At 60.1% G+C, this 26714-nt stretch carries 26 protein-coding genes; 11 read left to right on the top strand and 15 right to left on the bottom strand.

Translation table 11 applies throughout. The annotated features are described in order from the left end of the window. Nucleotides 1–120: 120 nt before the first annotated feature. The 6 genes from DOM27_RS07925 (at nucleotide 121) to DOM27_RS07900 (ending at nucleotide 5588) form a co-directional block, all read left to right on the top strand. The gene (locus DOM27_RS07925) at nucleotides 121–765 is read left to right on the top strand and encodes a thermostable hemolysin (protein WP_110655499.1); all 645 of its coding nucleotides are present in this window, start codon (nucleotides 121–123) and stop codon (nucleotides 763–765) included. Beyond that, nucleotides 758–2254 (top strand): AMP-binding protein, encoded by a 1497-nt coding sequence (locus DOM27_RS07920; RefSeq protein ID WP_110655498.1) that lies wholly within the window; start codon nucleotides 758–760, stop codon nucleotides 2252–2254. The genes DOM27_RS07925 and DOM27_RS07920 overlap by 8 nt, the downstream gene beginning before the upstream one ends. Then, nucleotides 2251–2946: an iron-containing redox enzyme family protein gene (locus tag DOM27_RS07915; RefSeq protein ID WP_110655497.1), complete on the top strand. Its 696-nt coding sequence runs from the start codon at nucleotides 2251–2253 to the stop codon at nucleotides 2944–2946. The genes DOM27_RS07920 and DOM27_RS07915 overlap by 4 nt, the downstream gene beginning before the upstream one ends. After that, a complete protein-coding gene (locus DOM27_RS07910) occupies nucleotides 2933–3727 on the top strand; it encodes an SDR family oxidoreductase (RefSeq protein ID WP_110655496.1) in 795 nt (264 codons plus the stop codon). The genes DOM27_RS07915 and DOM27_RS07910 overlap by 14 nt, the downstream gene beginning before the upstream one ends. 19 nt (nucleotides 3728–3746) lie before the next feature. Continuing rightward, nucleotides 3747–4445 (top strand): tetratricopeptide repeat protein, encoded by a 699-nt coding sequence (locus DOM27_RS07905; protein WP_245392639.1) that lies wholly within the window; start codon nucleotides 3747–3749, stop codon nucleotides 4443–4445. Between the two features lie 147 nt (nucleotides 4446–4592). Next, the gene (locus tag DOM27_RS07900) at nucleotides 4593–5588 is read left to right on the top strand and encodes an LLM class flavin-dependent oxidoreductase (RefSeq protein WP_110655495.1); all 996 of its coding nucleotides are present in this window, start codon (nucleotides 4593–4595) and stop codon (nucleotides 5586–5588) included. Between the two features lie 105 nt (nucleotides 5589–5693). Here DOM27_RS07900 and tal read toward each other — a convergent pair whose 3' ends face one another. The 7 genes from tal to DOM27_RS07865 form a co-directional block, all read right to left on the bottom strand. Next, a complete protein-coding gene (gene tal, locus DOM27_RS07895; protein WP_110655494.1) occupies nucleotides 5694–6650 on the bottom strand; it encodes a transaldolase in 957 nt (318 codons plus the stop codon). Nucleotides 6651–6917: 267 nt separating this feature from the next. After that, a complete protein-coding gene (gene xylB / locus DOM27_RS07890) occupies nucleotides 6918–8405 on the bottom strand; it encodes a xylulokinase (RefSeq protein ID WP_110655493.1) in 1488 nt (495 codons plus the stop codon). A gap of 84 nt (nucleotides 8406–8489) precedes the next feature. Then, nucleotides 8490–9965 (bottom strand): mannitol dehydrogenase family protein, encoded by a 1476-nt coding sequence (locus DOM27_RS07885; protein ID WP_110655492.1) that lies wholly within the window; start codon nucleotides 9963–9965, stop codon nucleotides 8490–8492. A gap of 60 nt (nucleotides 9966–10025) precedes the next feature. After that, a complete protein-coding gene (locus DOM27_RS07880) occupies nucleotides 10026–11174 on the bottom strand; it encodes an ABC transporter ATP-binding protein (RefSeq protein ID WP_110655491.1) in 1149 nt (382 codons plus the stop codon). A 45-nt stretch (nucleotides 11175–11219) separates the two neighbouring features. Further along, nucleotides 11220–12044 (bottom strand): carbohydrate ABC transporter permease, encoded by an 825-nt coding sequence (locus DOM27_RS07875; RefSeq protein WP_110655490.1) that lies wholly within the window; start codon nucleotides 12042–12044, stop codon nucleotides 11220–11222. Then, nucleotides 12041–12964 (bottom strand): carbohydrate ABC transporter permease, encoded by a 924-nt coding sequence (locus tag DOM27_RS07870; protein WP_223162306.1) that lies wholly within the window; start codon nucleotides 12962–12964, stop codon nucleotides 12041–12043. Before DOM27_RS07870 ends, DOM27_RS07875 begins: the two co-directional genes overlap by 4 nt. Nucleotides 12965–13079: 115 nt before the next feature. After that, nucleotides 13080–14399 carry an ABC transporter substrate-binding protein gene (locus DOM27_RS07865; protein WP_110655489.1) on the bottom strand — a complete coding sequence of 440 codons (1320 nt, stop codon included), beginning with the start codon at nucleotides 14397–14399 and terminating at the stop codon, nucleotides 13080–13082. 485 nt (nucleotides 14400–14884) lie between these two features. Between DOM27_RS07865 and DOM27_RS07860 the strand changes: the two genes are divergently transcribed. Beyond that, nucleotides 14885–15868: a LacI family DNA-binding transcriptional regulator gene (locus DOM27_RS07860; RefSeq protein WP_188113698.1), complete on the top strand. Its 984-nt coding sequence runs from the start codon at nucleotides 14885–14887 to the stop codon at nucleotides 15866–15868. A 73-nt stretch (nucleotides 15869–15941) separates the two neighbouring features. Here the strand turns inward: DOM27_RS07860 and DOM27_RS07855 are convergent, their stop codons facing one another. Genes DOM27_RS07855 through DOM27_RS07845 form a run of 3 tightly spaced genes read right to left on the bottom strand, consistent with a single transcriptional unit; the run spans nucleotide 15942 to nucleotide 18502 of the window. Further along, a complete protein-coding gene (locus DOM27_RS07855; protein WP_342588607.1) occupies nucleotides 15942–17405 on the bottom strand; it encodes a sensor histidine kinase in 1464 nt (487 codons plus the stop codon). Between the two features lie 26 nt (nucleotides 17406–17431). After that, nucleotides 17432–18103 (bottom strand): winged helix-turn-helix domain-containing protein, encoded by a 672-nt coding sequence (locus DOM27_RS07850; RefSeq protein ID WP_110655487.1) that lies wholly within the window; start codon nucleotides 18101–18103, stop codon nucleotides 17432–17434. A 57-nt stretch (nucleotides 18104–18160) separates the two neighbouring features. Then, nucleotides 18161–18502 (bottom strand): PepSY domain-containing protein, encoded by a 342-nt coding sequence (locus tag DOM27_RS07845; RefSeq protein WP_245392638.1) that lies wholly within the window; start codon nucleotides 18500–18502, stop codon nucleotides 18161–18163. A gap of 214 nt (nucleotides 18503–18716) precedes the next feature. Here DOM27_RS07845 and DOM27_RS07840 point away from each other — a divergent pair, with 214 nt between their 5' ends. Together DOM27_RS07840 and DOM27_RS07835 are read left to right on the top strand one after the other, a co-directional pair. Beyond that, nucleotides 18717–19202 carry a hypothetical protein gene (locus DOM27_RS07840; RefSeq protein WP_157956733.1) on the top strand — a complete coding sequence of 162 codons (486 nt, stop codon included), beginning with the start codon at nucleotides 18717–18719 and terminating at the stop codon, nucleotides 19200–19202. Continuing rightward, nucleotides 19199–19570 (top strand): hypothetical protein, encoded by a 372-nt coding sequence (locus tag DOM27_RS07835; protein ID WP_110655484.1) that lies wholly within the window; start codon nucleotides 19199–19201, stop codon nucleotides 19568–19570. The genes DOM27_RS07840 and DOM27_RS07835 overlap by 4 nt, the downstream gene beginning before the upstream one ends. A 107-nt stretch (nucleotides 19571–19677) precedes the next feature. Here the strand turns inward: DOM27_RS07835 and DOM27_RS07830 are convergent, their stop codons facing one another. Beyond that, nucleotides 19678–20019: a zinc ribbon domain-containing protein YjdM gene (locus DOM27_RS07830; RefSeq protein WP_110655483.1), complete on the bottom strand. Its 342-nt coding sequence runs from the start codon at nucleotides 20017–20019 to the stop codon at nucleotides 19678–19680. Nucleotides 20020–20228: 209 nt separating this feature from the next. Between DOM27_RS07830 and DOM27_RS07825 the strand changes: the two genes are divergently transcribed. Further along, on the top strand, nucleotides 20229–20423 hold the full coding sequence (locus DOM27_RS07825; protein ID WP_425353286.1) for a PA3496 family putative envelope integrity protein: 195 nt from the start codon (nucleotides 20229–20231) through the stop codon (nucleotides 20421–20423). 170 nt (nucleotides 20424–20593) lie between these two features. Then, nucleotides 20594–22255: an energy-dependent translational throttle protein EttA gene (gene ettA / locus DOM27_RS07820; protein ID WP_110655481.1), complete on the top strand. Its 1662-nt coding sequence runs from the start codon at nucleotides 20594–20596 to the stop codon at nucleotides 22253–22255. Between the two features lie 141 nt (nucleotides 22256–22396). Here ettA and DOM27_RS07815 read toward each other — a convergent pair whose 3' ends face one another. The 4 genes from DOM27_RS07815 to DOM27_RS07800 form a co-directional block, all read right to left on the bottom strand. Then, nucleotides 22397–22555 (bottom strand): DUF1328 domain-containing protein, encoded by a 159-nt coding sequence (locus tag DOM27_RS07815; RefSeq protein WP_071231586.1) that lies wholly within the window; start codon nucleotides 22553–22555, stop codon nucleotides 22397–22399. Between the two features lie 140 nt (nucleotides 22556–22695). Beyond that, nucleotides 22696–23610 (bottom strand): LpxL/LpxP family Kdo(2)-lipid IV(A) lauroyl/palmitoleoyl acyltransferase, encoded by a 915-nt coding sequence (lpxL, locus tag DOM27_RS07810; RefSeq protein ID WP_110655480.1) that lies wholly within the window; start codon nucleotides 23608–23610, stop codon nucleotides 22696–22698. Between the two features lie 169 nt (nucleotides 23611–23779). Continuing rightward, the gene (alr, locus tag DOM27_RS07805; protein WP_110655479.1) at nucleotides 23780–24865 is read right to left on the bottom strand and encodes an alanine racemase; all 1086 of its coding nucleotides are present in this window, start codon (nucleotides 24863–24865) and stop codon (nucleotides 23780–23782) included. Between the two features lie 179 nt (nucleotides 24866–25044). After that, the gene (locus tag DOM27_RS07800; protein WP_110655478.1) at nucleotides 25045–26514 is read right to left on the bottom strand and encodes a TolC family outer membrane protein; all 1470 of its coding nucleotides are present in this window, start codon (nucleotides 26512–26514) and stop codon (nucleotides 25045–25047) included. Between the last annotated feature and the right edge of the window lie 200 nt (nucleotides 26515–26714).

Genomic DNA, 26714 nt, shown 5'->3' with positions numbered 1-26714 from the left:
CTGCGGGCGCTCCCACGCCCCGCAGCCATCAAAACCTCATGCGAGGATCCGCTCTCCATAAGTCTTCGTTAAGCCCCGCCCCCTCAATCTAGCGTCCACCATATTGGCGGAGAGCTATCGATGTCAGGGTTATCTGCCTCGGCGACAAACATCATCTGGCGTGAATGCAGGGACGATCAGGAGCGCACGACGCTCGAAAACTTTATCGCCGATACCTATTGGCAGCAGCATGGCGCTTCGATTTCCCATTTTGCGCCGCGTCTGTACGGCCTGTGGGAAGGCGATCGACTCCAGGCTGCGGTCGGTGTCCGCCGGGCCGATGCCTCTCCTCTCTTTCTCGAGCGCTATTTGGAAACACCCATCGAGCGAGCCCTGTCCGTCGTGCTGGATCAGCCGGTCGAACGCGCGACGCTGGCGGAGATCGGCAACCTGGCAGCCCGCCGCCCCGGCATGACAGTCCCGCTGATTCGGGCCCTGATTGCCTCGCTCGTCGCTGAAGAGTGTCGCTGGCTGGCGTTCACCGCGACGGCAACCGTCCGCAACGGATTTCGACGTCTCGGCCTCGATGTCCGCCGTCTCGCGGATGCAAACCCGGCATGTCTGGGTACCGCCCAAAGCGGCTGGGGTAATTACTACCTGCATCGGCCCTGGGTCATGGGTGGCGACCTGCTCGCTGCCTGGCGACGTCTCGAACTTGGCTTGGAGCAGAACATGACTACCGTGCCAGCCGCTGCCTCACACCTCAAGGATATCGATCATGCGTGAACGCTTCCTGAACCACCTGCGGGCCTTGGGCAGGACCGCTGCAAACCGCGTCGCTCTGGAGGATGAAACCCTGTCGATCCGCTATGGCGAGCTGATGGACCATATTGAATCCCGTGCAGGGCAATTGCGTCGACTCGGCAGCCGCCGCGTCGGATTGGCACTCGATAACGGGGTCGATTGGGCTCTCTGGGATCTGGCAATGATGCAGGAAGCCATCGTCAGTGTACCGTTGCCCGGTTTCTTTACCTCCGCGCAGTTGGCTCACGTGGTTAGCCAGGCTGGTGTGGAGACATTGGTCGGCCCTGCGTCACTGGCAACCGCGTTGAATTTCGAATCCGTCGGTGAATCTGCGCTCTGGCGGTGCAATGCACCTTCTCCGCCACCGGCACTGCCGGAGGGCACCCACAAGATCACGTTCACCTCGGGAACCAGCGGCACGCCCAAAGGCGTGTGTCTGAGCAGCGACAACCAGCTCTCGGTTGCCGAAAGTCTTGCGGAAGTCGCCGATAGCGTGGGCGTGCGCCGACACCTGGCGCTGCTGCCTCTCGCGACGCTGCTGGAAAACATCGGTGGTATCTATGCGCCGCTGTGGCTCGGTGCCAGCGTCAGCCTGCCGTCGCTTTCGTCCATTGGCTGGAAGGGAGCGAGCGGTTTCGACGGCGCCGCCGGATGGCGAACCATCAATCGCCAGGCGCCGGACAGCCTGATCCTGGTGCCGCAATTGCTTTCGGCGCTGCTGGCCCAGCAAGGCGAAACGACGCTCGACTTCGGTCGCTTCTTTGCCGTGGGCGGCGCCGCCGTCTCTCCAGCGCTACTGACGCGAGCGGAGAATGCAGGCTGGCCGGTCTTCGAAGGTTACGGGCTTTCCGAGTGCGCTTCCGTGGTTACGCTCAATCGACCCGGCGAACGATGCCCCGGCAGTGTCGGGCGGCCTCTCCCTCACGCGCGGATCAGTCTCTCCAGCGATGGCGAAGTGCTGGTCCACGGCAATGTGATGCTGGGCTACCTGGGCGACGACGCGCCGGCACCCGATGTCTGGCCCACAGGCGACCTCGGAGAATGGGCGGGAGAGAATCTGACGCTCAAGGGACGCCGACGTCAGGTCTTCATCACGGCCTACGGACGTAATGTCGATCCCGCCTGGGTCGAAGCCGAACTCACGGCAGAGCCGGCCATTGCCCAGGCCTGGGTCACTGGCGAGGCGCAGCCCGGCAACCGCGCCATGCTGGTACCTCGCGGAGACTGGGTCAACGATCGCCAGATCGAAGATGCAGTGACGCGAGCCAATGCACGGTTACCCGATTACGCGCGCATCTCGCTGTGGCAACGCAGCGTCCCCTTTACGCCACAAAACGGTCAGGCAACCGCCAATGGCCGCCTGCGCCGCGAGGTACTCGCGGCGCATTATTCCACCTGGCTGGAAAGTCCGGTTTCTTCCCCGGCAGATGTTTCCGACATCCGCCGTTCGTCCGAGGAGACGACGTCATGACGCATTATGAAACATTGCAAGAAGCCACGACCAGCCATCGTCAGTGGCTGCTCGATACGCCGGTCATCCGGCGGGCACTGGAAGGCAACATCACTCGGGATATCTATCTGGCATTTCTGGGGCAGGCCTATCATCACGTCAAACAGACCGTACCCTTGATGATGGCCTGTGGTGCCCGTCTGCCGGAGCGGCTCGAATGGCTGCGCGGCGCGCTGGTCGAATATATCGAGGAAGAGTACGGCCATCAGGCATGGATCCTCGATGACATCCGTGCCCTGGGCGGCGATGCCGAAGCCGTCGTTGCTGCCACGCCTGCGCCGGCCACGGAACTGATGGTTCGCTTCATTCGCGATGTGATCGAGCACGACAATCCGGTCGGCTTCTTCGGCATGGTGCACGTCCTCGAAGGCACCAGTACCGCCATTGCCACACAAGCCGCCGAGCAGATGCGCGACGGCGCGGGACTTCCAGCCAACGCTTTTCGCTACCTCGAATCCCACGGCAGTCTCGATATCGGACACCTGGCATTCTTCGAAGAGCAGATCAATCGGCTCGACGATCCCGCCGACCTGCAAGCCGTGATCGATGCCGCCAACATGGTTTATCGACTCTACGGTGCCATGTTCCGCAATCTCCAGCGGGATGCCGACGACACCGTCAGCCATGAGGGTTTGAGCCATGCGCTGGTCTGATCGCCGCATTCTGATCACTGGCGCCAGTGGCGGCATCGGGCGTGAGCTGGTGGCGCTACTGGCCGAACGCGGCGCCCAGCTGCTGATCGTGGGACGTAACGAAAGCGTACTGAAAGAGCTTACGGCGCTGGCACCCATGCGCATCCGTGCGCTATCTGCCGATTTGACGCAGACCAGCGACCGGCGGCGGATCGTCGACATCGCGGAAGACGTTCGCATCGATATGCTGATCAACGCCGCCGGATTGAATCACTTCGGTCTCTTCGATGAGCAGTCTCCTGCCGTGATCTCATCGATGGTGGATCTCAACGTGACGGCAACCCTGTTGCTCACCCAGGCACTGCTGCCCCGACTGCTGCATGAGAACAGCGCCTGGGTCATCAATCTCGGTTCTGCGTTCGGTGCGATCGGTCATCCCGGCTACACCGCCTACTGCACGACCAAGTTCGCCCTGCGCGGATTCAGCCAGGCGCTGCGCCGTGAGCTGGCCGACACCCCGATTCAGGTGCTGCACATCTCCCCTCGCGCGACCCGCACGGGGATGAACAGCGATCGCGCCGACGCGCTCAACAACGCGCTGGGTAATCATGTGGACGAACCTGCGCACGTCGCCGCGAGTGTCGTCCGCGGCATCGAGAAGCAAGCCCGCGACCGACAGCTTGGATGGCCGGAGTGCCTGCTGGTCAAGTTGAACGGCATCCTGCCCGGCATCGTCGACCGCGCGCTCAAAAAACAGCTGCCGACGATTCAGCAGCATGCACGTCGCCCTTCCACGCCTTGAGTCGAAACGGGAGATCACCATGACAGCACATCTTTCTCTTAAAGCAATGGCCTTCGCCATGGTTCTCGCCACAACGTCAGGCATCGCGCTAACCGACAGCTCCATGGCGTTGGCGGCGGAATCCTCGACGGCGTCGACCACGGACTCGACAGCAGCGATCGCAGCAGGCCTGCACGAACTCCAAAGCCGCTGGGCCAATATTCAGTATCAGACACCGGAAGCGCGGCGTGTCGATGCCTTCGAGCAGCTTTATCAACGCGCTCTGGCATTGCTGAAAGCGCAACCGAAAAGCGCCGAGCTGCATACCTGGGCGGGGATCATACGAGGCTCCCAGGCCGGGGCCGAGGGCGGCCTGAGCGCCCTGTCTCAGGTGAAGGACGCGCGCTCGGAGTTCGAGCAGGCGCTATCGATCGACCCCGAAACGCTGAACGGTTCGGCCTATACCAGCCTGGGCACGCTCTATCATCAGGTACCCGGCTGGCCGATCAGTTTCGGTGACGACGACAAGGCGCGACAGCTGCTGCAGAAAGGCTTGAGCGTCAACCCCGACGGTATCGATAGCAACTACTTCTGGGCTGACTTTCTCCACGATCAGGGCGATGACGCGCAAGCCCGTCAGGCACTCGACAAGGCTATGGCGGCCGCGCCGCGTCTTGGCAGAGAGACGGCCGATGCCGGGCGCCGTCAGGAAATTCAGGCCCTGCTGAAAGACATCTAGACGTATACTCCGTCCGAAAATCCGGTGACGCTAAGAGTCAAAGTGAAGCTCGGCAGCAAGGATCGGTTGCATTCATCTCAGGTGCCCTCATGATGAGGATCATGAGGGCGCTAACGAGCGTCCACTCACTTCTCGACGAGAGCGCTCATGTCACGACTTGCCGATATTCCTCTGTCGGTGCTGGATTTGGCACCAATCACACGCGAAGGCACACCGGCGGAGACCTTCCGCCATAGCGTCGACCTGGCCCAGCAGACCGAGCGATTGGGCTATAACCGCTACTGGCTGGCCGAACACCACAACATCGATGGGATCGCCAGCGCGGCAACCAGCGTGTTGATCGGCCACATTGCGGGCGCGACCTCGACACTACGCGTCGGCAGCGGCGGCATCATGCTGCCCAACCATCCGCCGCTGGCAATCGCCGAGCAGTTCGGCACGCTGGCCACGCTCTACCCGGATCGCATCGATCTCGGCCTGGGCCGTGCGCCGGGATCCGACGGGATCACCATGCAGGCCATGCGCCGCGACCCACGTGCCGGCGTCAACGATTTCCCCGACCGTCTCGATGAGCTGCGCCGTTACCTGGGTGACAGCGTGCCCGGCCAGCGCGTGCGCGCGATTCCCGGTGAAGGCACCCATGTGCCTATCTGGCTGCTCGGATCCAGCGGCTACAGTGCCCAGCTCGCGGCCAGACTCGGTCTGCCCTTCGCCTTCGCCGGCCAATTCGCGCCGGGCTACATGATCGAGGCGCTGCATCTCTATCGCGAAGGCTTCCAACCGGGTGTGCTGGACAAGCCCCACGCCATGATCGGCATACCGCTGATCGCCGCCGACACTGAAGAGCGCGCTCGCTTCCTGGCTACTACGCAACAGCAAAAATTCCTCAACCTGATTCGGGGCAAGAGCACGCGCACGCAACCGCCGGTGGAAACACTCGACTGGTCGCCCCAGGAGCAGGCAATGGTCTCGCAGAACCTCGGTGCCGCCGTGGTCGGCAGCCCAGCAAGCGTGCGTCAGCAGCTCGACGACTTGCTCGAACGGACCGGAGCCGACGAAATCATGGTCAACACCGACTGCTACGATCATGCCGAACGGGTTAAGTCCTACGAGATTCTGGCCGATGTCTGGAAAGGGGCGTAAGTCGAGTCAATTGGCGCTTGGCGTCAAGTTCGGATGGCTGTAGGCCCTTAAACGAAGACACCCGGCGCATGGCCGGGTGTCTTCGTATCATACTGCGGTAGGACATCAGCCCAGACGCTTGGCCAGCAGACCTTCCAGCTTCTTCTGGTCGGCGGCGAAAGTACGAATGCCTTCAGCGAGCTTCTCGGTCGCCATGGCGTCCTCGTTATGTTCCCAGCGGAACTGTGCTTCGCCGATACGGTCTTCGCGCGGCTTTCCGCTACCTTGATCGGTGATCTTGCGCTGGACTTCACCATCCGCCGAGGAGAGTTCCTCGAGCAGTGCCGGCGAGATGGTCAGGCGGTTGCAGCCAGCAAGCGCCAGGATCTGATCGGTATTGCGGAAACTTGCGCCCATGACCACGGTTTCATAGCCGTACTGAGCGGCATAGTCGCAGACGCCCCGCACGAACTTGACACCCGGATCTTCGTCCGGCGCGTAGGACTCGGTGCCGGTGGATTTCTTGTACCAGTCGGTGACGCGACCGACGAACGGCGAAATCAGGTAGACACCGGCTTCAAAGCAGGCGCGGGCCTGAGCATCGGAGAAGAGCAGCGTCAGGTTGCAGCGGATACCTTCCTTCTCAAGCCTTTCGGCGGCGCGAATGCCTTCCCAGGTAGACGCGAGCTTGATCAGCACGCGATCTTTGGAGACACCCTGCTTCTCGTAAAGCTTGATCAGATGATGAGCCTTCTCGACGCTGGCTTCCTCGTCGAAGGAGAGCTTGGCTGCCACTTCGGTGGAGACACGGCCCGGAATGATCTTGGTGATTTCGGTGCCGATCGCCACGCAGAGACGGTCGACTGCGTCATCGACTCGCGAGTCGGCATCGGACACTTCCGACTTGACCGCGCTCAGCGTCTCATCGATCAACGACTGGTAGCCTTCGAGATCGAAGGCCTTGAGAATCAACGAGGGATTGGTGGTTGCGTCGTGCGGCTGATAGCGGCGAATGGCATCCAGATCGCCGGTGTCGGCAACCACCATGGAAAGTTGTTTGAGAGAGTCGAGTTGCTGTGTCATGAATCGCTCCATCGTCCTGGTGTGTGATTGCGTACCATCGCAATCCTGATACTGAAAGCATAACACCGATGTGCGGCGGTCGCCGCCGTGCTCGAACCGAGTCGCCGCCCGTAACCGAGCATCGACATCGAGGAAGGCGATCTGCAAAGGGCGAACTTCATCGGGAAAGCCTCGCTCTAGTAACCGTCAGTGAGGGGTCCCAGGCTCGATTTCAAGGTCTGGGGGATTTCAATGCATGAGGCGTCATCACTCGATGATACGAGCGCTTCAAGCGATACCATACTCACGGCTCAACGCTTCACGATAGCGCCGATAAATACCGTGGTAAGCCGCGACTGTCTCTGGTCGAGGCCTTGTCAGCGTGGAGTCGTCCAGTCGCACCCAGTTTTGGCAAAGCGTGTCCAGCGCCACCTCTGACTCACGATCATCGCACCAGCGCGCCTGAATCGCGCCACCGAAAGCCGCCGCCTCGGTGACCTGCGGACAGACCACCTCGACGTCGAGAACATCGGCCACGATCTGGCGCCATATCGCACTTTTTGCGCCGCCCCCGACCAGACGTATCTGAGTCGCCTGACTGGCCAGCGGACCGAGCAGCTCCAGACCGTAGCGCAACCCGAAGGTTGCGCTCTCGACGGCGGCACGGCACAGGTTTTCCGGCGTGGTATTGAAGTTCGTCATGCCGCTCATGCTCGCCTGTGCATGGGGCAGCGCCGGTACCCGTTCGCCACTGAAGAACGGCAATAGCGTAATCCCGCCCGCCCCCGGCTCGGCTTTGGCGACAGCGCGGTTGAAACCGTCGATATCGAGTCCGACCAGTTCCCTCAGCGTCGTCGTGGCCGAGGTCACGTTCATGGTGCAGATCAACGGCAGCCAGCCGTCGTGACTGGCACAGAAGTTGGCCACCATGGCGTTGTCCGGCATCACAGGATCGGAAGAATGCACGGCGATGGTGCCTGAAGTGCCCAAGCTGATCGTGACCCGCCCCGGTTCGATGTTGCCGGTGCCGATAGCGCCCATCATGTTGTCGCCCCCGCCGCTGGAGACGAGAACGTCTTCGTTGAGCCCAAGCTCGCGTGCCAATGTCGGGCGCACCTTGCCTACCGCCTCCCGGGAGCCGATCAGCCTCGGCAGCACGCTGTCGAAGTCGAGTTCCGGCGCAATGAGTTCGAACACATCACGACGCCAGGTTCGCGCTCGCGTATCGAAGTAGCCGGTACCGGAAGCGTCACCGGGTTCGGCGACACGCTCGCCGGTCAGCCAGAAGTTGAGATAGTCGTGCGGTAACAGCAACGTGGCGATCCGTCGATAGGCCTGCGGGTGCGTTTCACGAAGCCAGGCAATCTTGGAGGCGGTATAGCCGGTCTGCAGGACCAGCCCGAGCTTGTCGATGCAGCCCTGCTCACCGCCGAGCTGATCGATCAGTCGTTCATTCCACTCCGCCGTTTCGGTGTCGTTCCAGAGCTTGGCCGGATGCACCGGCGTGCCATCGTCATCCAGCGCGACCATGCCGTGCTGCTGCCCCGAGATCCCGATACCTCGAACCACATTTGCCTTCACGCCGGCATCGCCGAGGGCTTCCTCGAGCGCGCCCCGAAAGGCTTCGGTCCACTCCTCGACACGCTGCTCCCGCCGGCCGTGGTCGCCCTGCTCCAGCTTGTGGGAACGAGAGGCTTCGCCAACGATGCGTCCGTCGTCACCGTCGACCACCACGACCTTGGTGCTCTGGGTGCCACAATCCACGCCGATATACATCGCTTCCATCCCTTGATCAGTTCCCATTCCGGCTTGGCTCCGTGGCCGGCACGAGCGCCGACCTTACCCCGTTAGCCGCTGACGTCAATGGCCCACGAGAGACTCGACACACGCCCGCGCACCGTCACGGTAGAGCCGCTCGAGCGCATCGAGATAGGCCGAACGAAAACGTTCATCGTCGGCCAGATCCCCGAACAGCTGACGATTCTCGATGAACGCGGTCGGCTCGTCGCGATTGCGCTTGGCGATCGCCATCAATTCATCCTTGAGTCGATCGACGACGGTGATCGGCTCGCCCTGCTCGTCGGCCCCCTCGGCATAGCGCGCCCAGCTGGCCACGACCGCGGCGCTGCGATGGATTTCGCCACCCTGCGCCAACTGCTCCCGGATCACCGGCAGTAGCCATTTGGGAATGCGATCCGAGCTTTCGGCACATAGCCGCGCCAGGGTGTCCTTGATTTCCGGATTGGCGAAACGCGCGATCAGCGTGTGCTTGTAGTCGTCGAGATCGACACCCGGTACCGGGCGCAGAGTCGGCGTGCCCTCACGGTTCATGTAGTCGAGCAGAAAATCGACGAACAGCGGGTCCTGACACACTTCATGAGCATAGCGGTAGCCGGCCAGATAGCCGAAATAGGTCAGGGCCTGATGGCTGGCATTGAGCAGACGCAGCTTCATCAATTCGTAGGGCATGACGTCGTCGACCAGCTGCACGCCGACCTGATCGTAGGCGGGCCGACCGCTGTTGAAATGATCTTCCAGCACCCACTGGGTAAAAGGCTCGCACACCACCGGCCAGCGATCCTCGATACCGAAACGCTGGTGAATTTCTTCAATATCCGCGTCGGTGGTGACCGGTGTGATGCGGTCGACCATCGAATTGGGAAAATGCACGTTGGCATCGATCCAGTCGCCCAGTTCCGCGTCCCGCGCTCTGGCGTAGGCCACGAACATCTTATGAGCGACTTCGCCATTACCCTGAATGTTGTCGCAGGACATCACGGTGAACGGCTCGATGCCGCGTTCTCGCCGCCGCGCCAGCGCCTCGGCGACGATCCCGAAGGTCGTCTTGGGTGTCTGCGGCGAGGCCAGGTCGTGCTGTACCTCTTCGTTGCCCAGATCGAATTCACCCGTCACATGATGGAAGTTGTAGCCACCCTCGGTCACCGTCAGCGAGACGATGCGAATCTTGGGGTCTGCCAACAATTCCAGCGTTCCTTCGATATCGTCCGGCGCATAGCGGTAGTCGATGATCGAGCCGATGACTCGGGCTTGATACTCGCCGTCTGGATGCTTGACCACCAGCGTGTAGAGATGGTCCTGAGCGGACAGCGCGGCCTGCATCCGGCGATCGCCGGGCATCACACCCACGCCGACGATACCCCAGTCCAGCGCCTCGCCTCGATTCATCAGATCATCGAGATACATCGCCTGGTGCGCACGATGAAAACCGCCAACGCCAAAGTGCACGATACCCGGCGTGATCCGGCTACGATCATAGGATGGCTGGGCGACGGTATCCTCGAGTGACTCGAGGGCCGTCGAATTCAACGATGGCATAGGGTTTCTCCTGAAAAAGTCACTGCCCGGGGAAAATGCTGAACGCCGCGCCTCGGTCGATCAGACTTCGGCGGCTGCCGAGGGCTGCGCCGTCGATTCGCGGCCAATGGCCAGCTCGCTCTCGTCGTCAAACAGATGCAACTTGTCGCTATCGCAGGACAGGGTCAGCGTGTCACCGAGCTCGACCTTCTGATGACCGGGTAGCTGCGCGGTGACGGAGTGCTCGCCTACGCTCAGTTGCACCACGGTCACCGCCCCCAGCGTCTCGACCACGTCTACCGTGCCTTGGATGCGATTGGTTGCCGTAGCGTCGCTCAGCCGAAGATGCTCGGGACGAATACCGACCCAGACATCCACCATTTTCCGAGATATCACCGCTGGCCTGTGGCCACCGTCCAGCGACAGCTGGTAACCGTCGCCACTGACGACCCCATCGGCATGCTTAGCGCGCAGAAAGTTCATCGACGGGTTACCGATGAACCCGGCCACGAAACGGTTGGCCGGGAACTCGTAGAGATTGATCGGCGTATCGATCTGCTGAATCTTGCCGTCCTTCATCACCACGATGCGCTCGCCCATGGTCATGGCTTCGACCTGGTCGTGGGTGACGTAGAACGTGGTCACGTTGAGACGTTTGTGCAGCTTGACGATTTCGGCACGCATATCCACGCGGAGCTTGGCGTCCAGGTTGGATAGCGGCTCATCCATCAGGAATACTTGCGGATCACGCACGATCGCCCTCCCCAGCGCGACCCGTTGACGTTGCCCGCCGGAGAGCTCGCGAGGCTTGCGATCTAGCAGATGCTGGATACCCAGCGTCTGCGCTGCTTCATCGACATGCGTTTTGATCTCCGCCGCGGGACGTTTTTTCAGCTTCAAGCTGAACGCCATATTCTCGGCCACGGTCATGTGCGGATAGAGCGCGTAGCTCTGGAACACCATCGCGATGTCGCGTTCCTTGGGCGGCACCTGACTGACGTCTTTGCCATCGATCAGTATCGCACCTTCGGTATTGCGCTCCAGCCCGGCGATCATGCGCATGGTGGTGGATTTACCGCATCCCGATGGCCCCACCAGCACGACGAATTCACCGTCGCGCGTAACGAGGTTGAAATTATCGACCGCATTGCTGCTTTTGTCGCCTTTGCCCTTGGCAACGAGACCCTGGGCATAGTTCTTGGCGACATTCTTGAGTTCGACGATGGCCATCTCGTTAGCCCTCTGAAATAGATTCGTTAGCGGCGTGATAGCCGATCATTTAACGGCGCCGAAAGTCAGGCCTCTGACCATCTGGCGTTGCGTGAACCAACCGAGCACGATGATCGGCGCGATGGCCAGCACCGAAGCAGCGGACATCTTGGCCCAGTAGAGTCCTTCGGCACTCTTGAACGAGGCGATGTAAACCGCCAGTGTCGCTGCACTGTGGTCAGTCATGGTGATGCTCCAGAACGACTCATTCCACGCCAGGATCAATGCCAGCAGCCCGGTCGAGGCCAGTCCTGGCAGCGCCAGCGGCAGCACTACCTTGAACAGCGTCTGCATGATACTGGCGCCATCAATGTCGGCCGCCTCGACGATATCCTTGGGGATGTCGCGGAAGTAGGAGTAGACCATCCACACGATGATCGGCAGGTTCATCGCGGTGAACAACAGAGTCAGCCCCAGCGCATTATCCAAAAGCCCGACCGCGCTGTAGACCAGATAGATCGGAATCAGCACGCCGACGGCCGGAATGAACTTGGTCGAAACCATCCATACCAGCAGAAAATCGGTGCGTTTATTGGGATAGAAGGCCATCGCATAGGCCGCCGGCACCGCCAGCGCCAGACCGATGATGGTCGAGACGATAGCCGTCAACGCCGAATTCCAGGCGTAGTGCCAATAGCCGCTACCCTGTGCCAATGCAGCCTTGAAGCTATCCAGTGTCGGCGAGAAAAAGAAATTCGGCACGACCGTAAAGGCTTGCTGCTCGGTCTTGAACGAGGTCAGCAACAACCAAAGGATCGGGAAGAAAATCAATAGCGCCACGATCCAGGCCAGCACGCCCATGGCCGCGTTGGTAGAACGTTTCGATCTCATCGTGCGGCCCCCGCATTGAGGTTTCCGGCAATGAAGCGAATCAGCATGATGGCGAAGATGTTCGCCAGGATCACGGCGCCGATGGCTGCCGCCGACGCGATGCCGATGTCGTTCTGCTGGAACACGGTCTGAAAGATGTAGTACGGAAGATTGGTGGTCGCGGTGCCGGGACCACCACCGGTGGTGGTATAGATCTCGGCAAACGAGGTCAGGAAGAAGATACTTTCCAGCATCACCACGACATACAGCACCTGGCCCAGGTGCGGAATCACGATATGCCGAAATTCCTGCCAGGCGCTGGCGCCATCGAGCTTGGCCGCTTCGACCTGATCTTCCGGCAGGGACTGTAGGCCGGTCAGCAACACCAACAGTGCGAACGGCGTCCATTCCCAGGTAATCATGATGACCACCGACAGCATCGGGTAATGGGCGAGCCAGTCGACCGGCTCCAGCCCCAGCTGCCGGGCCATCCAGGCGAACAGACCGAAGACCGGATGGAACAGCATGTTCTTCCAGATCAGACCGGTCACGACCGGCATGACGAAAAATGGCGCCACCGCCAGCGTTCGAGCCACGCCGCGGCCGACGAAAGTACGATTGAACAGTAGCGCCAGCGCCAACCCCAGGCACACCGTGACGACCAGACTGGCCGCGACGATGATCAGAGTATTGGCTAGCGACTTCCAGAAAGTGGGATCGCCCAGCAGAATCGCGAAATTATTCAACCCGGCGAAGCCGTTGTACATCGGCATGATCAGGTTGTACTGCTGGAACGAGTAGTAGATGGTCATTGCCAGCGGCACGAGCATCCAGATCAGCAGGAAGATGACTGCCGGTGCCATCAGCAGTCGCGTGGTACGAGCGAACGAACGAGCGCCGGTTTCTTCAGCGCTCGGGGCAGTTCGAGAAATGGCTTTCATGCGGAATTCCCGTGGCGTTGGATTGCTCGATGCAACCACTAATCCGACTTGGACAGCTCCAGCTTACGTAGCGACACCGCCGATCGACCCCGATCGGCGGTGTCCCGTACCTCGTTTACTGCGGTTTGCCGGTCTGCTGCATGATGCGGTCGGTGAAGGTCTGCCCTTGCTGAAGCGCTTCGTCGACACTGCTCTCACCCGAGAGCATCGCCGCCATCAGCTGGCCGACACGGGTGCCGATCGCCTGGAACTGCGGAATGGTGACGAACTGCACGCCGGTGTAAGGCACTTCCTGCGCGCTGGGGTCGTTGGGACTGGCGCTCTTGATCGCCGTCTCGACCAGCGGTGCAAACGGCGCTGCCTTGACGTAGTCGTCACTGGCATAAGTCGATTGTCGCGTTCCCGGCGGCACCGCCAGCCAGCCCTTGTCATCCGCCACCGCCTGGATGTAATCCTTGGAAGTCGCCCACTCCACGAAGGTCTTCGCAGCTTCCTGGTGCTTAGAGGACTGTGGCACGCCCAATGCCCAAGTGAATAGCCAGTTGGACCCTTTCTCGGTCTTCTCATGAGGCGCCTGAGCGAAACCTACCTTGTCGGCGATCTGCGAGGTTTCCGGGTCGCTGACGTAACTGGCCGCAACGGTAGAATCCACCCACATGCCGCACTGGCCGTTGGCGAACAGGGTCTCGGACTCGGTGAAGCCGTTGGAGGTCACCCCCGGAGGGCCATAATCGTTGAGCAGATCGACGTACGCATTGGCCGCGTTCTTCCACTCATCGCTGGTCAGCTGCGGTTTCCAGTCCATGTCGAACCAGCGCCCGCCGAAGCTGTTGACCATGGTGCCGAACAACGCCATGTTCTGCCCCCAGCCCGGCAACCCGCGGAGGCAGATCCCGTAGACGCCGTCCGAGGGTGAGTGGATCTTGGAAGCAAACTCGTCGATCTGGGTCCAGGTCGGCTTGTCCGGCATTTCGATACCGGCCTTCTCGAACAGATCCTTGCGGTAGTAGGTCACCGAGGACTCCGCATAGAACGGCAACGCATAGAGCGTGCCATCCACCGACAGCCCATCCTTGACCGGCGTGAGCAGGTCATCGACATCATAGCTGTCAGGCAGGTTCTCCATCGGCGTGAGCCAATCGTTCTGCGCCCAGATCGGCGTCTCGTAATTACTCACGGTGACCACGTCGTACTGGCCGGCACCGCTGGCGATGTCGGTGGTCACTTTCTGACGCAACTCGTTTTCCGGCAGCGTCACCCAGTTCACCTTGATGTCCGGGTGGGCCTCCTTGAACGCTGACATCATGCTCTGCATCGTCACCATGTCGGGGTTGTTCACGGTGGCCACGGTGATTTCCGTGCTCTGCGCCATGGCAGCGGAACAGACCCCCAGGCCCGCGATCCCTATGCTTGAAACAAACAGGGCAAGTCTCATCAGGAATTCCTCTCGAAGTGCTTGTTATTGCTATGGCTTTGACTGCTGTCACGCCGAGTACCGAACGATCCCCGGGCACGGTCCGACCTGATGATTCTAGGCTGGCGTTATTCAGAGGCGAGGATCGACCGTTTGCGCTGCAAGAGCGAATACTTGAACGCTCATGACATCAAAGATAAATCATAACGTTAACACCCCAGGAATCAAGCGATTGATTTTTAAAATAATCCAATAAAATCAATATTTTAAATTTTATTAGACCAATGTTTAATGCCTATTCTAGACCTAAGTATTAGAGAAAAAAGCGCGTAACCGAGACGCTATCGATGATATAAAATGATGCGAAATGATATTCAGTGTCCACAGTGCACGAGATGCTGACAGCCAATCGACGATCGACAGAATGCCGAGATCGGTACGCCAGCCGAGCCGACTTGCGACGTCTGGACTCAAAACACCACGAGGGTCATCAGGGAGAAGAGGCGATGCCTCGTACCACACTCGAAGATATTGCCCGACTGGCCAGTGTCAGCAAGATCACCGTGTCGCGGGCTTTTTCCTCGCCGGAAAAAGTCCATGCCGAGACCCGCAATCAGATATTGCGCATCGCTCGTGAACTCAATTACGTGCCACAGTCAGGGGGGCGCGACACGGCAGTTACCCGTACTCTGGGTGTCGTCAATCCCAACATGAGCAACCCGTTTTTTGGCCGCCTTACTCGCGAAATCACGCTGGCGGCTAGAGCCCGCGGTTACACCGTGCTGGTATTCGACTCCTACGAATCGGAAACGCTGGAAGCCGAAGCGATCGGCAAACTGATCGAATTTTCCGTCGATGCCGTCATTCTGTCGGTGATCTCGTCGGACATCGATTACCATCCGGGCTATCTGGATCGTCTCGCATCGGCAGGCATTCCGGTGGTGCTGGTCGATCGCGAACTCAAGGCAGCGCATTACGGCGGGGTTTATATCGACAACCTCGACTGCGGCTATCAGGCCGGTCGTTATTGTCTGGAGCAGGGACTGGAGCAATTGCTCGCGGTTTCCGGGCCGGCCGATTCGATGGTTTCGATCGGTCGCATGTCCGGCGTGCGCGAGGCCATCGGTAGCCGGCAGATATCGCTCGATGTGGTGTACAGTGATTTCACCTTCGAACCCGCCTATCACGCACTATGCGAATATTTGCGTGATCATCCCTGGCCGCAAGGCATCATCGGAGCCAACAATCAGATCACCATGGCGGTGCTGAAGCTGTGCCACGAACGCGGCGTTGTACCACAGCGTGACGTGCAGCTGTTCAGCATCGACGACATCGAACATAGCGACGTATTCGGGCTGCATATTCCCTGCATTCACCATAACTTGCCGGAGATGGCACAGCAGGCGCTGCAGCTGGCGCTGGCCGCCATCCAGTCACCGGAACGGCGCGGCTTCCGCACCGTGGTTCGAGGCCAACTGCTGGCGCAATGACCTGAAATCCACGGTTCATGACGGGCCGACAGATAGACGGCGGCATCCATTCGGGCCGCGTCATTGGAAATCATCACTCGGATGCCAGAACGTCGCCGGTCTGAGCAGAGACCGGCGATGCCGGGAGCCATACGTCGGCCGCCAATCCCCCGAGAGCAGCGCGCTCCAGACGCAGCGTGCCACCGTAAAGCATCATCAGATCCTCGACGATCGCCAATCCCAGACCCGATCCCCCGGGGCCGGAGCCGGTTGTAGAGTCGCGCGCATCCAGACGCACACCTCTCGCCAGCGCAGCTTCGCCCTGGGATTGAGTCATCCCCGGCCCGTCGTCCTCGATTCTCAGACGCACACCTTGCGGTACCCGAGAGACCCTGAACAGAACTCGGCCCTCCGCCCATCGCAATGCGTTTTCCAGCAGATTGCCGGTGAGCTCCTGAAGATCCTGGGGATCGATACGCGCTGTCGCCTTGGGATCGATATCGGCATCGAACCGTATGCCTCGTCGCGCCGCCAGCTTGGCCAATCCCTGCACCACCGGGGCAATGGCGTCATGGATCGACACTCGTCCCGAAAATGCCACACCACCCGCTGCCGAGGCTCGTGCCAGATGATGACGAACGGCATCGTCGATGCGCGTCAGCTCGGTATTGATAGGCCGACGCTGTGTCTCCGGAAAGCGTTCGGATAGCGTCTTGAGCACGCTGACCGGCGTCTTCAACGCGTGCGCCAGGTTGCCTGCGGCCGCGCGGCCGCGCTCGATCAACCGCCTATCGCGCTCGAGCACGCCGTTCATTGCCAGCGCCAGCTCCTTGAGCTCCATCGGCAACTGGGTATCCAGACGCTCGATCTCGCCCTCTTCGACCGCCCGCAGATTGGCCGACATCCGGCGTAGCGGCGCCAGCCCCCAGCGCATCTGCAGCGCCAGCCCGGCCAACAGCAACACGCCAAAGGTCGCCAGCGACAGTATCAAAAGACGCTCGAAGCGCCCGACTTCGTGGTTCAGTTCCACGGTCGAGCCTGCCAGCGCAACGTGAATCGCATCGCGATGCCCCGGCAAGTGCAGATCCCGCTCGATCATGCGCAACTCGTCATCACGCGGGCCATCGACCTCGTAGACATTGACCCCATCGTCATCGTCGGGAATCGGAAGGCGCTGATCCCATAGCGAACGGGAGGTCAGTGTCAGATCGCGGCCGTCGGTTACCTGCCAGTACCAACCGGAGTAGACCCGATCAAAGCGGGCATCGCCCAGCGAACGATTGAGCTGCAGACGCTGGCCGATGTTGTCGACCTGCATACCGGCCAGCAACGCATTGAGCAAAGATTCGAGTCGACTATCGAATGAGGCAGTGGCGGACTGTCGAAAGTTGTAGCTCAAACCGGCACCGGCCAGCGGTAACAGCACGATGACCAATACCAACGAGGCCACCAGCAATCTGGCCCCCAACGGTGCCAGACGTAGACGTTCACTCTGACGAGCCAGCCAGCGCGGCTGCCAGCGTTTCCAGCCTTCTCCTCTCGAGCGTTTGGCTTTCAAGTCTCGGCCTCTCAACTCTTGGTCTTTCAAGCCTCGGCCTCGAGATCGACCAGGCGATAACCCTGGCCGCGAAGCGTTTCGATGCGGGCACGGCCGAACTTGCGCCGCAGACGACTGATCTGGACGTCGATGACGTTGGAATCGGGTTCGTGATCGCGATTGTAGACATGCTCGACGAGCTCGGCACGGCTGACGATCCGTGGCGAAGCATGCATCAGGTACGAGAGCAGGCGCGACTCCTGTGCGGTCAGAGTAATCGGTCGCCCCGCCAGCGAAACACTGCCCGAATGCGTATCCAGGGTCAGCTCCCCCACCCGGATAACGGGGTGAGCGTGGCCATGGCTCCGACGGACCAGGGCCCGTAGGCGAAACAGCACCTCGGCGGTCTCGAACGGCTTGACCACATAATCGTCGGCACCGGCGGAAAAGCCTGCGGCCTTGTCGGACCAACGTTCGCGCGCCGTCAGCACCAGTACCGGCAGGTCGATACCATCATCACGCCACTGCGACAGCCAGCGCGTACCGTCACCGTCTGGCAGACCCAGATCGAGGATGACCGCATCGTAGCGTTCGGTACGCACTAGATAATCGGCTTGCTGCCCGGTGGCCGTCGACTCAATCAACAATCCGGCTTCCGCCAGCGCGTCCGCCAGTGCTTCGGCCAGTGCCGCGTCGTCTTCGACCAACAATACCTTCATTACCGACCCCCTGACTCAAGACACACGTTTCCGCCATCAGCCACGAAAGCTGACAGCCTAGGGTGATTTTTTCATCGCCTCGATGTTGACCCCTTCGACGCTCAACAGCTCGCCGCTGGTAGCGTCGAACTCGAATTCGACGACCTGCCCTTGGGGCCCGATCATCTCCACTTCGTATTCGATCAGACCATTGTCCTGTTCCAGCTCGACCTCGAGAATCTGACCGTCATAGCGCGCTTCCAGCCAATCCATGATGTCGTTGATTCCCACCAGATGGCCTTCCTTGACCTCCTGGTGCAGATCTCTCCAATTGTCGCCGTCGGCGCTGACCGGCACCAAAGCGCCGCTCACCATCAGCGGGAAAATCGGCAGCAGCACGAAATAGTTGCGTAGTTTCATTTTCATAGTGTGCCGCAGCAGCCATTAACCCGACATGAACCTGTTACCGCAGAACGCTTCGTTCGCGGCATCGCTAACCCGACACGATGAACCCAAGATGAACGCCTTCGTCAGTTCGGGGCAAGGTCCCTGCGAGTATAACGGTGAAAATCGGCAGAGCCCTCGCGCCGCCGCGATGGACGTTTTCACGATACTCGGCATCAGGAGATTGGCGATGAAAAATCCATGGATCCTCTCCGCCGTGGCACTTGGCAGCGGTATCAGTACCGGCGCCATGGCCGACGACACGGCGCTTTCCTATAACCAGCTGAATACGCTGCTGAACGGTGCCGAGCGCTACGGCTTCAGTCACTATGAAAAACTGGATGTCGATCATGACGACAACCGTTTCGAAATCGAAGGTTGGCGCAAAGATGGCTGGGAGCTCGATGTGTCGATGACCCTGAACGATGCCACCCTGATGCGCGAAAGTCAGCGTAAATCGAACACGCCGGACTGGAGCCTGACCGGGGAAGAACTTCGGCAGGCGTTGGCTCGCGCCCGCGATCGGGGCATGCAACGCTTCGAAGAACTCGAGGTCGATAGTGATGGGCACATCGAGATCGAGGGCTACAATGGCAATCAGGCAAAGTTCGATCTCGAACTGCATCGCGAAGATTTGAAACCCGCAGATTTCAACACCGGGAGTGCAACCGGATGACCGATAACCGCCAGAATGACAACGCCGCCTGGCGCGCCGCTCAGCAGTGGCGAGCGCGCGTACAGCAAACTCGACCGCGCCAGGGAGCCGGCGGCCTGCGTCTGCTATTCACTTGGCTACTGTTCGGCGCCATGCTGATCATCGGCACCCTGCTCGGCCTGTTCTTCCTCGTCATCGGCTGGGCCATGTTGCCATTTCTTCGTCACCGGATGAAGAAACGTGCCGAGCAAGTCCGTGCTTCTCAAGCGCAATATGCCGGTGGCAGCGCTGACCATGACAGCGGCGCTCACACCAGCGATACCCACCCGGCCAAGCGTTCACAGCGGGTACTCGATGGTGAATACGAAGTGCGCTCGAAGGAATCCTGATCGCACCGAATTGGCACACGCCATGCGATCTTAGCCGCTGCCTTCGGCCGACTTTTTTTTGATGCTCTCTACGTTAACGGGTATCCCAAAAACGCTCTGGATCGGTTTCAAGCTTTCTTGACGAACTCCGATTTAAGCTTCATCGGTCCGATACCGTCGATCTTGCAGTCGATGTCGTGGTCACCATCCACCAGGCGAATGTTCTTGACCCTGGTGCCGACCTTCACCACCAGGGACGAGCCTTTGATCTTGAGATCCTTGATCACGGTGATGCTGTCACCGTCGGCGAGCGGCGTGCCGTGCGCATCGGTTACGACGCTGTCCTGGCTATCCTCGGCGCCGGCATCCGTATCGGACCACTCATGGGCACACTCGGGGCAGACAAACAGTTGGCTATCGACGTAGGTATATTCGGACCCGCACTGCGGGCAAGGAGGTAACTGGCTCATGCATAGACTTCCGGCGTTCAGGAAAGCCGCGGAGTCTACGCTGCCCGTTTTGGGCTGCCCAGTTAACTACGCTTGGTTTTCCAGCGTGACCCTCAGGCTGGAGATGATGCTGACAAACTTTTTCACGGCTGAAGTCTTGTATCCAGTGGCGTTCGGAGATATATAGCCCGAAGCGTCACTGAGATGCGATGTCACGGGAGGGCCAAGCAATGAGCCGTGAGGAATATATCGACGAGCAGGATTTTTCCGAAGCCGTCAATGATGAGCAATTCGAGCGCCCGCGCAGCAGCAAGGCGGATTCGTTACGCGCCCGACGCCAGGTAGAGGCACTCCTCGAGGAACGTCGACTCAGACGCGCCATCGAAGATGATTGGTACAACGAGTTCGGCGACGAAGAAGAGTAAGCTGCCGTGCTTGCATATACAGACAGGCTTCATCAACACGGGCGCTCAGGCGCCCGTTCGCATTGTCGGCATGACTGGTTTACCCTTCCTGATCTACGCTGAGCCCTATCGACGGGCGCCTCAGCAGTGACTGCCTAATTCTATTCACCGCGACATATAATCGGATTTCCATGGCGCAATACGTTTACACCATGAACCGGGTGGGCAAGGTCGTCCCCCCGAAGCGCGAGATCCTGAAAGACATCTCGCTATCCTTCTTCCCCGGCGCCAAGATCGGCGTGCTCGGCCTCAACGGCTCGGGAAAGTCGACGCTGCTGCGTATCATGGCCGGCCTCGACACCGAACATAACGGCGAAGCGCGCCCGATGCCGGGTATCAATATCGGCTACCTGCCGCAGGAGCCGGAGCTCGACGACAGCAAGGACGTTCGCGAAACGGTCGAAGAAGCGCTCGGCGAGATCAAGCAGGCGCAAGAGCAGTTGGAAGCCGTTTATGTCGCCTACGCCGAACCGGACGCCGACTTCGACGCTCTGGCCGCTCAGCAGGCGCGTCTGGAAAACATCATTGAGGCCGCCGACGCTCACAACATCGAGCGCAAGCTCGAAGTGGCTGCGGAGGCTCTGCGGCTCCCTCCCTGGGATGCCAGTGTCGGCCATCTTTCCGGCGGCGAGCGCCGGCGCGTTGCACTTTGCAGGCTGCTGCTGTCGAGTCCGGACATGCTGCTGCTGGACGAGCCAACCAACCACCTGGATGCCGAATCCGTCGCTTGGCTAGAACGCTTCTTGCACGATTATCCGGGTACTGTCGTGGCAATTACCCACGATCGCTATTTCCTCGACAATGTCGCCGGCTGGATCCTGGAACTCGATCGTGGTCAGGGCATTCCGTTTGAAGGCAACTACTCCCAGTGGCTCGAATCCAAGGAGAAGCGCCTCGAACAGGAGTCCAAGCAGGAGGCAGGACGTCAGCGTGCGATCAAGCAGGAGCTTGAGTGGGTCCGTCAGAATGCCAAGGGCCGCCAGGCCAAGAGCAAGGCGCGTCTCAATCGCTTCGAAGAGCTGCAGTCGGGCGATTATCAGAAGCGCAACGAGACCAACGAGATCTACATTCCGCCCGGGCCGCGCCTAGGTGACAAGGTCATCGAGTTTCACGATGTCATCAAGCGCTTCGACGAGAAGATGCTGTTCGACAACCTCAGCTTCCAGGTACCAACCGGTGCGATCGTCGGCATCGTCGGCGGGAACGGCGCCGGCAAATCGACACTCTTCAAGCTGATCGCCGGCAAGGAACAACCGGACGGCGGCGAAGTGGTGCTCGGCGATACGGTCAACGTGGCCTATGTCGAACAGCTGCGCGATCACCTGGACAACACTCAGACCGTATGGGAGGCCGTTTCCGGTGGTCAGGACATACTCAACATCAACGGCTACGAAGTATCCTCGCGGGCCTACGTCGGCCGGTTCAACTTCAAGGGCACCGATCAGCAGAAACGTCTGAGCGATCTGTCGGGTGGTGAACGTGGCCGTCTGCAGCTGGCCCAGACGCTTAAGCAGGCAGCCAACGTATTACTGCTGGACGAACCTTCCAACGATCTCGACATCGAGACTCTGCGAGCTCTGGAAGAGGCGCTGCTGGCGTTCCCTGGCTGCGCGCTGGTCATTTCGCACGACCGCTGGTTCCTGGACCGTATCGCGACGCATATTCTCGCCTACGAGGGCGACTCCAATGTGGTCTTCTTCGAGGGCAACTACGCCGAGTATGAAGCGGACTACCACAAGCGCGTCGGTAACGACACGCCGAAGCGTATGAAATACAAGCGAATCGACGCCTGATCCCGTCAACGCTCTCGGCTACCATGAACGCAAATACCCCGCCATTTAGGCGGGGTATTCGTTCATGCCGGCTCTGTTGGTGCCGACTCCATCATTATTGTCTAACGTGGTTTCGGCGCCGCAGATATCGACTCTAGCGCCTCAACGGCCTCGGCCGCGGATCAGCGACACGACGAACAGGATCAAGAAGATCACGAACAGAACCTTGGCGATCGTCGCGGCGGCGCCAGCGATGCCACCGAAACCCAGAACCCCGGCGATGATGGCGACGATAAGGAAAATTACGGCGTAACTAAGCATGGCGACTCTTCCTGTGCTGACCCATTGGACCTGCCGACCGGACTATCCGATTGTCGGCAAACCACCCTCTCGTTCCGTGAAGGTAGTCTAAGCCTTGCCGCTTCTGGCCTTTTCGTCAAGTTTCAAACGTAACTGCCTGCTCAATAAAAGGAACGCTCGCCCGGCGGACGCGTCTTGAAACGTCGATGTAGCCACAGATACTGCTCCGGATGACGCCGAATGGCCTGCTCGATGAACGCATTCACCTGCGCTGCGTCAGCGACGTCGTCACCACTGGGAAAATTCTCCAGCGCCGGCAGATATTCCAACGTATAGGTGCGATTGTCCGGGTTGCGATGAAACATCAGCGGCATCACCGGCGCGCCCGTCATTTTGGCGATCTTGGCGGTCAGCTTGATCGACGCCGCCGTCACGCCGAAGAACGGCGCAAACACGCTCGCTTCCCGGCCAAAATCCTGATCCGGCGAGTACCACACGGCATGACCCGACTTGATTCGACGAACCACGCCACGTAGATCATGACGATCGATCGCCGCCCCAAAGATGCCGCGCCGAGCGCGAGTCATGAAATTTTCGAACACCGGATTATCGTGCGGCCGGTAGACGACATCGGCGGGGAAAAAGAGCGAGTGCAGAGCGCCCCCCAAGTCCAGCGTCGAAAAATGGATACCGATGATCAGAGCGCCTTTACCCTGCGCCATGGCACGATCCATATACTCGGTTCCGCGAAACGCCACCCGATGGCGTAGATGCTCGGGGTCGCGACACCAGCCGGTGGCCGTCTCGAGAATACCGATGCCATTGGCGACAAAGGTCTTCCTGACCAGATCCGCCCGTTGCTGATCGTTCAGCTCGGGGAAGCAGAGCGCAAGATTGGTGTCAGTGATATGGCGTCGACGCGTGGCAAGCTTCCAGCTCATCAGACCGATGCCTCGCCCCAGCGCCAGTTTGAAACGCCAAGGTAAAAGCGCACCCAGCCGCATCAACGTAATGCCGAGCCAGGCGCCCCAGTAGCGGGGATGAGCGTGGTTGGCAGGATAGACTTTCTTGGCCATGGTTCCCCGATTTTGTATGAACGTCGGACAGTGTAGCGAAATAACGCGAAGTCAGAACAGCGAAGTCAGGGCGAAAGAGCAAGCCAGACGGGAACGGGAAAATCGGCCACGTCGACGGCTCCAGCCTTCCTGATAGCGCCGCACTAGGGCTCCGTGATAGCGCCGCGCGTCAGCCTCCGTGATAGCGCCGCGGCACCCGCGGCAAAATCCCCGTCAGCAACGTATATCCAATGGTATCGCTGTGGCTCGCCACTTCGTCGACGCTGAGACCCTGGCCCCAGAGCACCACTTCACTGCCGACATCTGCGTCGGGCAGGTGACTGATATCTACTGTCAGCATATCCATCGAAACACGCCCGACGAGCGGGCAGCGCTGCCCGTCAACCAGTATCGGCGTACCATCGCGTGCGTGACGGTCATAGCCGTCGCCATAGCCGGCAGCGACAACTCCGATTCGAGAAGGCTGCGAAGTCCGCCAGCGGGCGCCGTAGCCGACCGGCTCTCCGGCCGATAGCGAGCGAACCGCGATCAGTCGCGAACGCAGCGTCATCACTGGCTCGAGCGTGATACCAGCCGGCAGCTCACTTTCGAGCGGATTGCTGCCGTAGAGCATGATGCCGGGCCGGTTCCACTGACCATGGGTCTGTGGCTTGACCAATGTCGCCGGCGAGTTGGCGATACACCGCGGCGCATTCAACCGCTGGCAGACCGCATCGATGGTCCGCTGCTGCTGTTCGAACTGCGAGGTATCGCATTGGTCGGCACTGGAAAAATGACTGATCAGATGGAGATCGCAAGCCCGGTCGCTCGATGCCAGTAGTTGCGACCAGCGTTCGACAAATACCTCTGGGTCGTAGCCAAGCCGATGCATTCCCGAATCCAGCTTGAGCCAGACCGTCAGCGGGTGAGCGCCCGAATACTTCAGAACGGCTTTCAGTTGCCAATCACTATGCACGACTTGCCACAGATCCAGCGCCTCCACACGGGGCAACTCTTCCGCCTCGAAGATCCCCTCCAACAGCAGGATCGGTCGAGTAATACCTTCTTCCCGCAGCGCTTCGGCTTCTTCCAGGGAGGCCACCGCGAACGCCGGGGCAACGGTTTCCAGCGCTTTGGCACAAGCCACTGCACCATGACCGTAAGCATTCGCCTTGATCACTACCATCGCGCGACTCAGAGGCGCCAACTCACAAGCGACGGCGTAGTTGTGGTGCAGAGATTTTAGATCGATATCGGCGATGAGCGGCCGGGCCATGACACTTCCTTAGCAACAACCAGACGAATACCGGTGGACTCCACCGGTTGCCTGCCGTCATTTTACCCTGCCGGGCAGTGTGGCGCCCCTTCCGAGCGATCAAAAGACAGCATCTCCTGCGCTAACGACAACGCCGCTGCAGAGCAGCGGCGTCGTGGCCGTGCGGAGTTAGATTCGAATCATGATCTGGGCGGCGGTGTGGGACGCTTGCCAATATCATCGACTGTCGAATTGTCATCCGCGTCGTTCACGTCCAACGAGACCGGGTTGCTATCACGCAGCCAGCGGTTGGTACCGCGAATCACGTCGAGATTGAGCACGCCGGCTTGCTGGCGAAGCTGCAGCAAGTCGGTGACGTAGGTATATCGAGCGTCAGCGTAATCGGACATCGATTCGTAAAGCGACTGCTCGGCATCGAGTACATCGACGATATTACGGGTGCCCACTTCGTAACCGGCACGAGTCGCCTCGAGAGCACTGCGGCTGGAAACGATCGCTTCGCGCTGAGCCTCGACTGACTCGACATCATTGCTAACCTGCGCGAACAGGGAGCGAACCTGTTGAGTGGTAAAACGGCGCTGATCCTCGAAATCGTACTGAGTCGCTTCAAGCGTGTAGGTGTTTTCACGCACCGAGGCGCTGGTGGAGCCGCCGGTATAAATCGGCAGGTTGGCCTGCACGCCGATCTGCAAATCTTCGTTGTGACCGCGCAGCTCATCGCGATCATTGTTGGCATAGGAGTAATCGGCAAAAGCATCCAGCGTCGGCAGATGGCCTGCCTGAGCGATATCGACACCCGACTCCGCTAGACCGACGCCGGCCTGGGCATATTGAATCGACGGACTGCTGGCCAGCGCTATTTCGACCCATTCATCACGGCGGACCGGGGTGGGCGGCTGGATCGGCAAATCACTGTCCAGCCCCTCGATGCTGTCATAATGCTTTCCGGTCAGGCGTTCCAGAGTCTCGAAGCTAACCTGCAGATCGCTCTTGGCAGCAATACGCTGAGCGCGTGCCGAATCGAAAGCGGCCTGAGCTTCGTTGACGTCGGTGATCGCCACCAAACCGACGTTGAATTGCTCGTTGGCCTGCTCGCGCTGCCGGCCGATCGCCTTTTCCTGCGCCTGTCGGGCATCCAGCACTTCCTTGGCGCGCAGGATTTCGAAATAGGCTTCGGAGACATCATAAAGTAGCTGCTGCTGATCGATTTCAAGCTGCAGCGCCTGCTGGCCCACCTGCTTCTTGCTCTGCTGATACTCGTACCAGTTGGTGGCGTCGAACAGCGCCTGGGTGACATTGACGCCCAGACTAGTGCCGTTGTAATCCTCGCCCGAAGAGCTGGCACCGGACGATCCTGCCTGCGCTGCGCTCGAACCGGCATAACGCTGGCTACTCAACGTATCGTAGCGATACGCGCTACCAGTGGCACTGATCTGTGGCAGCAAGTCACCGCGTTCGACGTCTTGTCCAGCCTCGGTGCTTTTAAACGTCGAACGAGACGAGTTCAACGTTGCCGAATGCGTCAACGCATCCTGAGTGATGGTCAGTAGATCTGCTGCCTGGACCGAAGGGGCAAACGCCGCGACGACCAACAGCGAAATGGCGTGTCGCAATGGAGCACGCGACGGCAACGAGATGAGAGGCGACATCGAGGCATTTCCTATCGTTGAGCTCTGGCGATGATACAAAACCGACCGCGCGGGTCCTGTGCCAGCATGCACGGGCGGCCAACGTTGCCGAACATCGCTCAGAGACCCAATCATGGCTGTTTTTCTGACGGACTCAAGACGCCGACAGTCGTCGGCGTCATCCGGATCACACGACAAACGACCGAGGCGTCTGCAGACTC

Origin of the sequence: Salinicola halimionae, assembly GCF_003206065.1 — a bacterium.
Taxonomy (GTDB): domain Bacteria; phylum Pseudomonadota; class Gammaproteobacteria; order Pseudomonadales; family Halomonadaceae; genus Salinicola; species Salinicola halimionae.
The sequence above is the reverse complement of the archived record's forward strand: the minus strand, read 5'-3'. Positions and strand labels throughout refer to the sequence as shown.

Excerpts from the sequence above, each read along its gene's own strand:
- DOM27_RS07925 (WP_110655499.1), top strand. The coding sequence starts at position 121 with ATGTCAGGGTTATCTGCCTCGGCGACAAACATCATCTGGCGTGAATGC.
- DOM27_RS07920 (WP_110655498.1), top strand. The coding sequence starts at position 758 with ATGCGTGAACGCTTCCTGAACCACCTGCGGGCCTTGGGCAGGACCGCT.
- DOM27_RS07915 (WP_110655497.1), top strand. The coding sequence starts at position 2,251 with ATGACGCATTATGAAACATTGCAAGAAGCCACGACCAGCCATCGTCAG.
- DOM27_RS07910 (WP_110655496.1), top strand. The coding sequence starts at position 2,933 with ATGCGCTGGTCTGATCGCCGCATTCTGATCACTGGCGCCAGTGGCGGC.
- DOM27_RS07905 (WP_245392639.1), top strand. The coding sequence starts at position 3,747 with ATGACAGCACATCTTTCTCTTAAAGCAATGGCCTTCGCCATGGTTCTC.
- DOM27_RS07900 (WP_110655495.1), top strand. The coding sequence starts at position 4,593 with ATGTCACGACTTGCCGATATTCCTCTGTCGGTGCTGGATTTGGCACCA.
- tal (WP_110655494.1), bottom strand. The coding sequence starts at position 6,650 with ATGACACAGCAACTCGACTCTCTCAAACAACTTTCCATGGTGGTTGCC.
- xylB (WP_110655493.1), bottom strand. The coding sequence starts at position 8,405 with ATGTATATCGGCGTGGATTGTGGCACCCAGAGCACCAAGGTCGTGGTG.
- DOM27_RS07885 (WP_110655492.1), bottom strand. The coding sequence starts at position 9,965 with ATGCCATCGTTGAATTCGACGGCCCTCGAGTCACTCGAGGATACCGTC.
- DOM27_RS07880 (WP_110655491.1), bottom strand. The coding sequence starts at position 11,174 with ATGGCCATCGTCGAACTCAAGAATGTCGCCAAGAACTATGCCCAGGGT.
- DOM27_RS07875 (WP_110655490.1), bottom strand. The coding sequence starts at position 12,044 with ATGAGATCGAAACGTTCTACCAACGCGGCCATGGGCGTGCTGGCCTGG.
- DOM27_RS07870 (WP_223162306.1), bottom strand. The coding sequence starts at position 12,964 with ATGAAAGCCATTTCTCGAACTGCCCCGAGCGCTGAAGAAACCGGCGCT.
- DOM27_RS07865 (WP_110655489.1), bottom strand. The coding sequence starts at position 14,399 with ATGAGACTTGCCCTGTTTGTTTCAAGCATAGGGATCGCGGGCCTGGGG.
- DOM27_RS07860 (WP_188113698.1), top strand. The coding sequence starts at position 14,885 with ATGCCTCGTACCACACTCGAAGATATTGCCCGACTGGCCAGTGTCAGC.
- DOM27_RS07850 (WP_110655487.1), bottom strand. The coding sequence starts at position 18,103 with ATGAAGGTATTGTTGGTCGAAGACGACGCGGCACTGGCCGAAGCACTG.
- DOM27_RS07845 (WP_245392638.1), bottom strand. The coding sequence starts at position 18,502 with ATGAAACTACGCAACTATTTCGTGCTGCTGCCGATTTTCCCGCTGATG.
- DOM27_RS07840 (WP_157956733.1), top strand. The coding sequence starts at position 18,717 with ATGAAAAATCCATGGATCCTCTCCGCCGTGGCACTTGGCAGCGGTATC.
- DOM27_RS07835 (WP_110655484.1), top strand. The coding sequence starts at position 19,199 with ATGACCGATAACCGCCAGAATGACAACGCCGCCTGGCGCGCCGCTCAG.
- DOM27_RS07830 (WP_110655483.1), bottom strand. The coding sequence starts at position 20,019 with ATGAGCCAGTTACCTCCTTGCCCGCAGTGCGGGTCCGAATATACCTAC.
- DOM27_RS07825 (WP_425353286.1), top strand. The coding sequence starts at position 20,229 with ATGAGCCGTGAGGAATATATCGACGAGCAGGATTTTTCCGAAGCCGTC.
- ettA (WP_110655481.1), top strand. The coding sequence starts at position 20,594 with ATGGCGCAATACGTTTACACCATGAACCGGGTGGGCAAGGTCGTCCCC.
- DOM27_RS07815 (WP_071231586.1), bottom strand. The coding sequence starts at position 22,555 with ATGCTTAGTTACGCCGTAATTTTCCTTATCGTCGCCATCATCGCCGGG.
- lpxL (WP_110655480.1), bottom strand. The coding sequence starts at position 23,610 with ATGGCCAAGAAAGTCTATCCTGCCAACCACGCTCATCCCCGCTACTGG.
- alr (WP_110655479.1), bottom strand. The coding sequence starts at position 24,865 with ATGGCCCGGCCGCTCATCGCCGATATCGATCTAAAATCTCTGCACCAC.
- DOM27_RS07800 (WP_110655478.1), bottom strand. The coding sequence starts at position 26,514 with ATGTCGCCTCTCATCTCGTTGCCGTCGCGTGCTCCATTGCGACACGCC.